This window comes from Microcoleus sp. POL10_C6 (genome assembly GCF_036701585.1).
GTDB lineage: Bacteria > Cyanobacteriota > Cyanobacteriia > Cyanobacteriales > Microcoleaceae > Microcoleus.
Window position 1 is genome coordinate 18,392 of the sequence record NZ_JAUBRB010000042.1, and the last position, 12,106, is coordinate 30,497.

Annotated in this window: 7 protein-coding genes; 4 read left to right on the forward strand and 3 right to left on the reverse strand. The window is 46.1% G+C overall.

Translation table 11 applies throughout. From position 1 onward, the window contains the following. Positions 1-51 precede the first annotated feature (51 nt). The gene (locus QUA34_RS21150) at positions 52-993 is read left to right on the forward strand and encodes a DNA polymerase beta superfamily protein (RefSeq protein WP_333389137.1); all 942 of its coding nucleotides are present in this window, start codon (positions 52-54) and stop codon (positions 991-993) included. Positions 994-1,111: 118 nt separating this feature from the next. After that, positions 1,112-1,873: a nucleotidyltransferase domain-containing protein gene (locus tag QUA34_RS21155; protein ID WP_333324894.1), complete on the forward strand. Its 762-nt coding sequence runs from the start codon at positions 1,112-1,114 to the stop codon at positions 1,871-1,873. A gap of 184 nt (positions 1,874-2,057) precedes the next feature. Here QUA34_RS21155 and QUA34_RS21160 read toward each other — a convergent pair whose 3' ends face one another. Next, positions 2,058-2,843, reverse strand: coding sequence for a hypothetical protein (locus tag QUA34_RS21160; protein WP_333324896.1), 786 nt, complete (start codon positions 2,841-2,843; stop codon positions 2,058-2,060). A gap of 516 nt (positions 2,844-3,359) precedes the next feature. Then, positions 3,360-5,135 carry a precorrin-3B C(17)-methyltransferase gene (gene cobJ / locus QUA34_RS21165; RefSeq protein ID WP_333389138.1) on the reverse strand — a complete coding sequence of 592 codons (1,776 nt, stop codon included), beginning with the start codon at positions 5,133-5,135 and terminating at the stop codon, positions 3,360-3,362. Between the two features lie 237 nt (positions 5,136-5,372). On the opposite strand from cobJ, the gene QUA34_RS21170 reads away from it, so the two are divergent. Continuing rightward, entirely contained in the window at positions 5,373-9,281 is a 3,909-nt protein-coding gene (locus tag QUA34_RS21170) for a cobaltochelatase subunit CobN (protein WP_333389139.1), read from the forward strand. Positions 9,282-9,370: 89 nt separating this feature from the next. Here the strand turns inward: QUA34_RS21170 and QUA34_RS21175 are convergent, their stop codons facing one another. After that, a complete protein-coding gene (locus QUA34_RS21175; RefSeq protein WP_333389140.1) occupies positions 9,371-10,027 on the reverse strand; it encodes a COP23 domain-containing protein in 657 nt (218 codons plus the stop codon). A gap of 320 nt (positions 10,028-10,347) precedes the next feature. Here QUA34_RS21175 and QUA34_RS21180 point away from each other — a divergent pair, with 320 nt between their 5' ends. Next, positions 10,348-12,033 (forward strand): NAD-binding protein, encoded by a 1,686-nt coding sequence (locus tag QUA34_RS21180; RefSeq protein WP_333389141.1) that lies wholly within the window; start codon positions 10,348-10,350, stop codon positions 12,031-12,033. Positions 12,034-12,106: the final 73 nt, after the last annotated feature.

Genomic DNA, 12,106 nt, shown 5'->3' on the forward strand with positions numbered 1-12,106 from the left:
CACCTATGCTACACTAACATTGTAGCTCGTGCCCCCGCAGGAGGTTTCCTCATGGCAAATGCCAATATTCCTCAAAATTTCAACTTAATCCTACCCGCAGGAACCCAAATTGTCACCCGAATCGAGGTCAAAAACCCCGCCAGTGACCAATCTTGGAAACCGGGATTAGTAGGCGTCATCGTTCAATCGCCTACAGACAATTCCCACGCATATTTAGTCAAACTCCCAGACGGAACAGAAGTTAGTCTGCGGCGACACGAACTCAGTATCCGCAAGCAGTTTCAGAGCGAAGGATTGCAGTCAGGAGGAGATTTTCTTGCAGAATACAATCTCTATGATTCTGTAATTTACCGCTGCATTGTTGGTTCGAGAGCGTATGGTCTTGATAACGAGCAATCCGATACAGACAGACGCGGGATTTACCTGCCGCCTGCAATACTTCATTGGTCGCTTTACGGCATTCCAGAACAATTGGAAAACAAGGAAAATCAGGAATGCTATTGGGAACTGCAAAAGTTTCTAGTTTTGGCACTAAAAGCTAATCCAAATGTGCTAGAATGTTTGTACACGCCTTTAGTAGAAACTGTTTCTCCTGTCGCACAAGAATTGCTGGAAATTAGGGAAATCTTTCTTTCTCAATTGGTTTATCAAACTTACAATAGCTACGTTTTATCTCAATTTAAAAAAATGGAGCAAGACCTCCGCAATACCGGGGAAATTCGTTGGAAGCACGCGATGCACTTAATTCGCTTGTTGCTGTCAGGAATTACTGTCCTCAAGGAGGGGTTTGTACCCGTTCGGGTGCAGGATTATCGATCGCAACTTTTATCTATCCGCAACCAAGAAATATCCTGGGATGAGGTGAATCGCTGGCGGTTGAGTTTGCACGGTGAGTTCGATCGCGCTTTTGCTGCAACTTCCTTACCGGAACGTCCTAATTACGAGAAAGCGAACCTGTTTTTGATTAAATCTCGTAGAGGTGCGATCGGCTAAAAGGGCGGGTTTACGAGATGCTTAATTTGAGACATATATGGTTGGTAAAACCCGCCCCTACAGGTATTTGCGATTGTTTAACCGGAATTGAAATTAACATTGATAAAATGTTGAAAAAATGACAGAATACATCTCGAATCTCGCCCCAATTATCTCCGTTCAACCTTATCCGCTGCTGTTTGTTACTATCAGCGGTTCGCACTTATACGGGTTTCCTTCCGCCGATTCTGACTTCGACTTGCGGGGAGTACACATCTTACCACTACCGAAAGTAATTGGGCTGATTGCTGGAGAAGAAACCATCGAAGTTTCTGAAGTTCGGGATGGAATGCAACTCGATTTAGTAACTCACGACATCAAGAAATTTTTTGAGTTGCTGTTGAAGCGCAACGGCTACGTGCTAGAACAACTGTATTCGCCGCTAATAGTTTACACTACAAAGGAACACGAGGAATTAAAGGATCTCGCCTCAAACTGCATTACCAAGCACCACAGCCACCACTATCTCGGTTTTGCTCAAACTCAATGGAAATTGTTTGAGAAAGAACGCCCGCGTCGGGTTAAGCCGCTGCTATACGTTTACCGAGTGTTGCTAGCTGGGATTCACTTGATGCAAACGGGGGAAGTTGAGGCGAATTTGGTAAAACTTAACGAGAAGTTTCAGTTGTCGTATATTCCTGATTTGATTGCTCGCAAGCTGGCTGGGGAGGAAAAATCAGTGCTGGAAGATACAGATATAGAATTTTATCAGCAAGAGCGCGATCGGCTAATTAATATATTAGAAGATGCAAGTTTTACAAGTCATTTGCCGTCAAATCCTCATGCAAAGGTTGCTCTTAACGATTTTCTGGTAAAGGTGAGGATGTCATCTGTGAACTAAGCTGTTCCACCTCTAATTAGTCTTTTCGTGCAGCAAGCAGCCTATATATTAGTCGTTTGGTGCGCCGCCGATCACAGAATCTCCAGTCCAGGACACATCAGTACCAAAGAAAGCGGGTTTTTTATCCTGCTCAAAGGCCATAATGCAGCATTTTTGTCGTCCATCAAACCGGGTTTCAAGTGATTTACCTTGATAGGTTTCTGTTTGCGGGTTCGCTAAGGACAGGTATGCCGAGATTTTGCTCATCGGTAACTTGTGCGTTTTTTCCTGGTATGTAAATATTCCAACTTACCCCACCTATATAGGTCTTGATATATGAAATCAAGGCGTGGATAAATACAACGATGCCCACCATTTCTAATAACTCTTCAAGGGTCACTACTATCGCGTAGGATAGATCCTGCATCCCCGTTGTAGAAGCTAGGTATCCCCCTAGCAGTTCCACCCCCATTGCTCCTCCAATATAAACAGCGGATGCTGCAACAAACAATTTTCTTGTGGCAACAGGAAGGTGGAACACAAACTTACTATAGGATAATAGAAATATCGCTACCAGAAAACCGAACGGCACAACCCAAGTAAAGTAAAGAAATCCTGTGGCCTTTAGCAGGCTTCGCATCGGGTCAATCAATTTTTCGTGCAATTGACCAGCTTCGTCTATAGATATATATAAAAATATGAATGATAAAATTTTCCAGTGATGCTTGTATGGATCGCTATCCAAATTTTTCGCATAGGCGATCACACCCAGCAAGAGAGAACTAAACAGCAATGCCAAAACAGAGTAGAAGCTTGGAAGGTTCCGCTCGTAATCAACGTTGAATACCTTTGAAAAGTAGGCTGCAAACGGGGAATCCGGGAAGAAGTGCAGATTGATGTGACTTAAAGAAGATAGTACAACTAGACAGGTCACCACTCGAAGCAAAAATTGGGTTACAGCCCTAGGAGCTAAAGGGATTTGGAATTTCATGTTCTTTTAACCGTTCTCTTAAGCTTTGTTTAAGAGAATCTTATCAACAGACAAAAAAAAATCGGTCTACCCAAAGACACAGAAGACTCATCTGGGTGAAGGCCTTATTTTTGTTGTTACCGTAGGATTAAGGAATTTAGCAGACCTCGATCGCCCTTAATTTTATGGTGGCTATATAATTTTTTTTTGTTTCCTGAAATGTAAATTAGATATCTCCAAAAAAGAAGCTGAAATCCTTACTACGGTTTAGTCGATATCTAAATTCGATCGATATCTGCCAGAGAAACTCGGCTTCAGGAAGCCGAGATCCCTCAGTACCGAGGATGTCTGTAATCAAAGGTCATCACTCATTAATCGAGAGTGAAAACCCTGAGAGGAAATAAGAGGTCGATCGCGATCGAGTGATTCGCCGCCATTTGTTAACCTAGACTTCCCCCAGCAAGATCAAAAAATCTCCTTGTCAAAGTTAATTAGCTTTCAGTCAATTGCTGATTTCCGAAGTTTTTGCTGCTTTACTTATTTTTCGTACCTGCGCGGCGTGTAAACCCAAACATCTCCATATTTGCGAGGAATAATCCGAGTTTGACTCGAACCGACAATCACTAAAGTTCTCATGTCTGCATCTTCCGGCTGGAATTCGCCGAGGGTGCAAACGCGCACAGATTGACCGGGCCGGCCGAGGTTTCGCCCCAATATGACGGGGGTATTAGCATCGCGACTTTGCAACAAAATCTCGATCGCCCTTCCGAGTTGCCAAATCCGCTGTTTCGAGATGGGATTGTAAAATGCGATCGCGAAATCTGCGATCGCAGCGGCCGAAAGCCGCTGTTCTATGACCTCCCAGGGCTTGAGAATATCCGAAAGGGAAATCACGCAAAAATCGTGTCCGAGGGGTGCTCCGATCGCAGCAGCGGCCGCCTGCATGGCTGAAATGCCCGGTGCTACCCGAATATCGATGCCTTGCCATTCGGGTTTGGCGTCAAAGTCGATCGCCTCAAACACCGCTGCAGCCATCGCAAAAATACCCGGATCTCCCGACGAAACAACGGCGACAGATTTGCCGGATGCTGCTAAATCTAGGGCAAAACGCGCGCGATCGATCTCTTCGCGGTTGTCGGAATCGTGCCGCTTTTGCCCTTCCCGCAGGGTTCCAGCTAAGTCGAGATAGAACTTGTAACCCACCCAATCCGTGGCTTCGCGCAGAATTTCCTTAACCTCCGGCGACATCCAGGGCGCGCCTCCAGGGCCGGTACCGACGATCGCGAGTTTGCCGCGGCTAAATCCGATCGCGCTAGCATTTATGGGTTCGGCGGCCAGGGCGATCGCGCAATTCAGGGATAAAGTGGGATCGCATTCGATTAACTGACTGTTTGCACCTGCTGCTGTCAGGGCAATTTGTGCGGCCTTATTTTCGATGAATTCAATTGAGTCTAATTCGACAAGTTCGGAGAGATTGAAAAAGCGGACGGGGACTTTAAAATATGCTGAAACTGCTTCTAATACCGGATTTCCCATTTCATGTTTTAAGGCAAAAAATCCAGCGATTGCAGCGGCTGCCAAATTTGTTTGTGCCAGTAATTCCTGCACGCAAAACAGGGCTATTTCTGGCTGAATATTCGATAGATTCGCAAGTGCAACTGCCACAATTTGCGGATGGTAAACTAAACAATCTGGCGTCGGCGCAATTGCTTTTTCGGTGACGCGGATAGTTAATTGGGCGTCGGGGGCGATCCTCTCCGAGGGCTGCGCTAACGGCAAATTGCTCTCGGAAAGCCAGCTTGCAGCCCCTTCTAGGCGTACTTTTGCCCCCGCGAGCAAATTTGAAATAAAAGTCTTCGCATCCTCTGGATTCGCCAAATAATAGCCTTGGGGAGGACTCAGTAAGGCGGTGCGAAACCGGATATCTCCGGTGGTGGTAATTGCAGGTTGTACGCCGAGGGCTGCTGCAATCTCTCTGGCCAAATCATTAACGCCGTGCAAACCGCCCAGCAGGGGTACGACGGCGCTTCCGTCTTCGGCGACGGCTAAAACTGGCGGTTCGGCGCGTTTGTCTGACAGCAGCGGGGCGAGGGTGCGGATGATAATTCCGGCGGCGCAGATGCCGATGATTGGGGTTTCTGTGGCAAACAATTCCCGCAATGTTTCGCCGAAGTTGCTAAAGTTGATGTCTGTGTTGGAAGTGCGATCGATTAAACCGTAAATCTGGGAACCGGGAAAATGTGCGGAGATTTTTTTGGCGATCGGCAGGCTGTTTTGACCTAAGATAACTATTGCGGGAGGAATTCGATTCACGTTTGTAACTATGGCTGTGTTTGGATTGGTTTGATTATTTTAATCGCTTCTTACTTTAATAAGACATATTTGACGAACCGCGAAGCCGCGCGTAAGCGCTAGGGCGCGAAGGAAGAGAAAGAAGAGAAAGAATTGAAGCAAGAAGTTTTTCTGTTTTATTAGTGGCACAGGCATCTTGCCTGTGCATCTCTGCAATTAGTTTATCATTAAAACAAGCAAATATTCGGAGGTTTGGCTGTGAAACGCATTGTTTTAATTGCAGGGTTTGAATCTTTTAATGCTGATTTGTACCGTAAAGCTGCCGAGTTGGCTGTTTCTGGCTGTCAGGGATTGGAAGTACGGGTTTTTAGCGATCGGGCCCTCGCAGAGGAACCTGACGCTGTAGCCACCGCTCTCTCGAATGCTGATGTGTTTTTTGGGAGTTTGCTGTTTGATTACGATGCGGTAATGTGGCTGCGGGAAAGGGTGCAACATATCCCTATTCGCCTGGTTTTTGAGTCGGCTTTGGAATTGATGAGTCTTACTCAAATCGGCGCTTTTAAAATGGGCGACAAGCCGAAGGGAATGCCGAAGCCTGTTAAATTTATTCTGGATAAGTTCAGCAATGGGCGAGAAGAAGATAAGCTGGCTGGTTATATCAGCTTTTTGAAGGTTGGGCCGAAGTTATTAAAATATGTACCCGTGCAAAAAGTGCAAGATTTGCGAAACTGGCTGATTATTTATGGTTACTGGAATGCGGGCGGTGCGGATAATGTTGTCTCAATGTTTTGGATTATTGCCGAAAAGTATTTGGGGCTGAAGGTAGCAGAAATTCCGCCGCCTGTGGAAACTCCCAATATGGGTTTATTGCATCCCGATTATAATGGTTATTTTGAATCGCCTCGGCAATATTTGGATTGGTATCTCGGTAATCAAAGTGCTAGGGGCGGGCAAGATGCCCGTTCCACAAAAGAGGCTAGACATTTTGATAAAAATAGTTATAACGGGCAAAATGCCCGTTCCACAAAATTTGAGACTAATTTGTCTGAAAATTTAGACCGGATTTCTAACGGGCAAGATGCCCGTTCCACAAAATTTGAGACCAATTGGTCTCAAAAAGTGGAGGGAGGAAAATCCCCTGTTGTGGGCATCTTGCTTTACCGCAAACACGTTATCACCAAGCAGCCTTATATTCCTCAATTGATTCGCTATTTTGAAGATGCGGGAATTGTGCCTTTGCCGATTTTTATCAATGGTGTTGAAGGCCACGTGGCGGTGCGGGATTGGATGACTACTGCTGATGAAACTGGGCGCAGAAAACAAGGCAATATTGAAACTCTTTCGCTTTCTAAAGATGCTGTGGAAGTTGATGCGATTGTTTCTACTATTGGCTTTCCTTTGGTTGGCGGGCCTGCGGGTTCGATGGAGGGTGGAAGGCAGGTGGAAGTTGCTAAGCGGATTTTAACTGCTAAAAATGTACCTTATTTTGTGTCCGCACCTCTGCTGATTCAGGATATCCATTCTTGGACTCGTCAGGGGATTGGAGGTTTGCAAAGTGTGGTATTGTATGCTTTGCCTGAGTTGGATGGCGCGATCGATCCAGTGCCCCTGGGCGGTTTGGTGGGTGAGGATATTTATCTGGTTCCCGATCGCGCGAAACGCCTGACAAGTAGAATTAAAAATTGGGTGAAACTGCGGCAAACTCCGCCATCTGAAACGAAAATTGCGATTATTCTCTACGGGTTTCCTCCCGGTTACGGTGCGGCGGGTACGGCTGCTTTATTAAATGTACCGAAATCGCTGCTAAATTTCCTGCACAAACTTCAAGCAGCAGGTTATACAGTTGGAGAAATTCCGGCTGACGGGGAGGAGTTAATTCGCAGGGTTAAAGACGCGGATGAAGCTACTGGTGACGGGCAAGATGCCCGTACCACAAAAGAGACTGTTAATGTCAAAACTTTAGAAAAATGGCTGGGCTACTTGTCAACAAGCCGTATCGAAAAACAGTGGAAATCTTTAACTGGTACTGGGATTAAGACAGACGGCGATGAGTTCCAAATCGGTGGCATTCAACTGGGGAATGTTTGGATAGGTTTGCAGCCGCCGCTGGGAATTTCGGGCGATCCGATGCGCTTAATGTTCGATCGCGATTTGACACCTCACCCTCAATATGCTGCTTTTTACAAGTGGCTGCAAAATGATTTTCAAGCTGATGCTGTGGTTCACTTCGGAATGCACGGCACTGTTGAATGGTTGCCGGGATCTCCTCTCGGAAATACTGGCTATTCTTGGTCGGATATTCTGTTAGGAAGTTTGCCGAATCTTTATATCTATGCCGCCAACAATCCGTCGGAATCGATGTTAGCTAAACGGCGCGGTTACGGTGTTTTGATTTCTCACAACGTGCCGCCCTACGGCCGCGCTGGCTTGTACAAGGAATTGATGGCTTTGCGGGATTTGATTGCGGAATATCGGGAAGATCCGGCAAATAATTATGTGCTGAAAGAGGCTATTTGTAAGAAAATTTTAGATAGCGGTTTGGAGGCTGATTGTCCGTTTGATGAGGCTCGCAAGTTGGGTATTGCTTTTAGTTTTGAAAATGTGGGAATGTTCAGTTCTGATGCTTTTAACCGCTATCTGGTGAAGCTTTACGAGTATTTGCAGGTGGTGGAATGTCGCTTGTTTTCTTCTGGTTTGCACGTTCTCGGGGAACCGCCTAATTCTGAGGAAATGACCTCTTATCTTGAGGCTTATTTTGGGGAGAGGTTATCACAAGAACAGGTAAAAGAAATTGTTTCGCAAACAAGCACAGGCAAGATGCCTGTGCCACAAGAGGGGTTTGGCGGGCTTTTTGAGGAGGGTTTGTTGGTGCGGGATTTGTTGTTGCAAACGACGGATGAGTTGACTAATCTTTTGCGGGGTTTGAATGGGGAATATATTCTGCCGGCCCCTGGTGGGGATTTGCTGCGAGATGGGGCTGGGGTGCTGCCAACGGGCAGGAATATTCACGCTTTAGACCCTTATCGGATGCCTTCTCCGGCGGCTTATGAAAGGGGGCGCGAAATTGCTCGGAAAATTATTGAGAAGCACCTTGAGGAACATGGGAATTATCCTGAGACTGTGGCGGTGATGTTGTGGGGTTTGGATGCGATTAAAACGCGGGGCGAATCTATTGGCATTTTGCTAGAATTGGTGGGGGCTGAACCTCTTAAAGAAGGTACTGGCCGCATTGTTCGCTATGAATTAAAACCGTTAGCTGATGTCGGTCATCCCCGGATTGATGTGTTGGGAAATCTTTCGGGAATTTTTCGAGATAGCTTTGTGAATATTATTGAATTGTTGGATGATTTGTTCGTGCGGGCGGCGGATGCGGATGAACCGGAATCGGAGAATTTTATTCGCAAACACGCTTTAATCTTGCAGGCAAAAGGCGTGCAGAATTATTCGGCAAGGTTGTTTTCTAATCCGGCTGGGGATTTTGGTTCTTTGGTTAACGATAGGGTTGTTGATGGTAGTTGGGAATCGGGGGATGAGTTGGGGAAAACTTGGGAAAGTCGCAATGTTTTTAGTTACGGGAGGAAGGATAAGGGGGAAGCGAGGCCGGAGGTTTTGACTCAGTTGTTGCAAGGGTGCGATCGCATAATTCAAGAAATTGATTCTGTGGAATACGGTTTGACTGATATTCAAGAGTATTATGCGAATACTGGCGGTTTGAAGAAAGCCGCAGAAAAGCAGCGCGGCAAAAAGGTTAACACGAGTTTTGTAGAAAGTTTTTCTAAGGATACAACTCCGCGCAATTTAGAAGATTTGCTGCGCTTGGAATATCGAACTAAGTTGCTAAATCCTAAGTGGGCTAACGCGATGGCAAATCAAGGTTCTGGCGGCGCTTATGAAATTTCGCAGCGGATGACGGCATTAATAGGTTGGGGCGGAACGGCTGATTTTACTGATAGTTGGGTTTACGATCAGGCGGCTGATACTTATGCTTTAGATGAAGAGATGGCGAAGAAGTTGCGGGAGGCCAATCCTGAAGCTTTTCGCAATATTGTCGGCAGAATGTTGGAGGCTAACGGGCGAGGTTTTTGGCTGCCGGATGCGGATAAGTTGCAGCAGTTGCGCGAGTTGTACGAGTTAACAGATGAGAAGATTGAAGGGGTGACAGTGTAGTGTTTTTAATATAAATATTTAGGGGCGGGCTAGAAGCCCACCCCACAATAGTTTCAAAATTTCTCAGGTGCAAGTTAGAGGCGCGGCTATTAAATACCTCGATCGCCCTGCGGTTTTGTTACAGGAACTGACGGTTTATTGTTTGGAGAATTAAAAGCTCGATCGACCATATCTCCAAAGGGAACAAACTGCGGTGCAGACGATGGAGCTCCGGTTCTGAACGTTGTAACTGGCCCGCTGCCGTCTTGGGCAAAATTAATCAATCTCGTTAAAGCATCACCGGGATTTTTAGCATTGCGCTTGTCTAGGGTGAACAGCAGATTTTGAGAGTTGCAACGCCCCTGTCCGTTCACGTAACAAACTACGGGCAAGTTATTAACAATTCCTGTTGTTAACTGCAAGTTGCTCAATCTTCCACCATTCTGGGCAACAGCTTTTGTCAATCTATTGGAAACAATTTGACAGCGCTGCCAAGGTGTATATTCGCGACCGAATTCGGTAGATTTCCACAGAATCATTGGATCTGTCGTGACATTTCCCCGCCGCGCAATTGTGACAAAATTCCGACCGGAAGTAACGCACTGAAATGTTGTTCTAGGGCTATTCCAGTTGCTCGTTGGAGCTGCTTGCACTTGGCTTGCCAAGGCGACAGTACCTGCGAAAACTAAAGCGGATGCTAATAAGGGTGCAGTCAATTTCATAATAACTCCTGCCACTAAGGCAGCTAAATTTATGTAGGAAGTCATAGTTGTAGGGACAGGGCAGTGTCCGTACCTATTCAAATTCCGCTGGTTGGCTGTCACACCCGGATATTTTTCAAATATTAAATCAGGTTAGTTGCACCTCTTGTCTGTAGGTACATGGCAGTGTGGTGTGTTTATTTCAACACTTGGAAACGTGGCTTTAGGAACACGGCACAGCCATTTCTTTGTTTCCAACACTTCGAGACTGTGGCACAAGTATCCTAGATAGTGTTTTTAGCTACATTCTTCAAAGCCAGAGCAGTCAACAATGGTAAGTAAAACTAGAAAGCACAGCTCGGAAATTGGCTGGCAAATAAATTTTTATGAAACCTCGAATCATTGTTTGCGGGTTGGGCCACACGGGACACAAGATTTTTTGTTTGTTGAGACAGCAAGGAGCGATTGTGGTTGGTATTAGCGATCGCCCAATTCGCGGCGAAACTTCTGATGTGGTTGTCGGCAATTTGCAAGCAGCTTCTACCTTGTTGGCGGCGGGCATTCAAAACGCTCACACTTTAGTAATTGCGGCAGACGATGATGCTGTAAATTTGGCAATTTTGATGCAGGCGAGGATTCTCAATCCTCAGATTCGCATCATTAACAGATTGTTTAATACTAGCTTGGGCGACAGAATTGACCACACTTTGCCCGATCACACTTCCATGAGCGTTTCATCATTGGCTGCTCCGGTTTTTGCTTTTGCGGCTCTCGGCAATCAGGCGATCGGACAGTTACGTTTGTTCGATCGCACTTGGGCGATTCACGAAGAATATATCGATGAAATACATCCTTGGAAAAATCGAAAACTGAGCGATTTGTGGGACGATCGATCGCGAATGTTGATTTATTATCTGCCAGCTGCTAACAAAACTGATTTAGTATCGGCGGTGCTTGCCGATCGGCAGTGTCAGCAGGGCGATCGGCTAATTGTTGCCACTCAGCCGACTCTCCACAGCCCCCAAAAAACTTTAACTCAAAAACTGCTAAAAACATTAACTAGCCTGCGCCGATTTCAGCAGCACAGCCAAGCAGCAGTAATTGTTGTATTGACGCTGCTGGCAATGATTGCCGTTGCTACTGCCACCTATATTTGTGTTGACGATAATATCTCAATTGTTGATTCTCTCTATTTTTCCGTAGGGATGATTACCGGAGCCGGAGGCCATGAAAAAGTGGCAGAACAAGCTCCAGAAAGCATTAAACTATTTACAATTCTCATGATGTTAGTTGGAGCCGGCATCGTCGGCATCTGCTACGCACTGCTCAACGATTATGTATTGGGAACTCGCTTTACCGAATATTGGGATGTGGCGCGAGTGCCGCAGCGCCATCATTACATTATTTGCGGGCTCGGAGGAATCGGTATCCAAATTGCTAAAGAACTGCACACTAACGGTTACGATATTGTGGCGATCGAGCAAGATCCCAACTGCCGATTTCTGAACACGGCTCGCTCAATGAAAATTCCGGTCATTCAGGGAAGTGCCAGTTTACCTGCAACTTTGGAAGCTGCTAATGTTAAGCAAGCGGCAGCACTTTTGGCGGTAACTAGCAGCGATATGTCTAATGTCGAAATTGCCTTGAGCGCTAAAGGATTGGCACCAAAACTATCAGTTATTGTTCGCAATCAAGACCCACGTTTTGCTTTGATGGTGCAGCAAGTTTTTGAGTTTGAAGGAGTTTTGAACCCGACGGAATTGGCGGCTCCTGCTTTCGCAGCGGCGGCGATTGGAGGCAGAATTTTGGGCAACGGAATGACGGCTGATAGTCTATGGGTTTGCTTGGCCACATTGATTACGCCAAACCATCCTTTCTGTGGCCACCGTATTCAAGATGCTGCTAAGTCTGCGGATTTTGTGCCTCTGTATGTGGAAACTAATTGTCAAACTCTCCACGGCTGGGATTTACTGAATTGTTGTTTGAGTACGGGGGATGTTTTGTATTTGACGATGCCGGCGAATCGGTTGGAGCAACTGTGGAGAACGACCTCGGAATTAATTAAAACTTAATGGTTTGATGCGGTAATTTATTTTGCCGATCGCTCAATTGCAACTACAAACCTGATAAAATGGGCCCTGTATA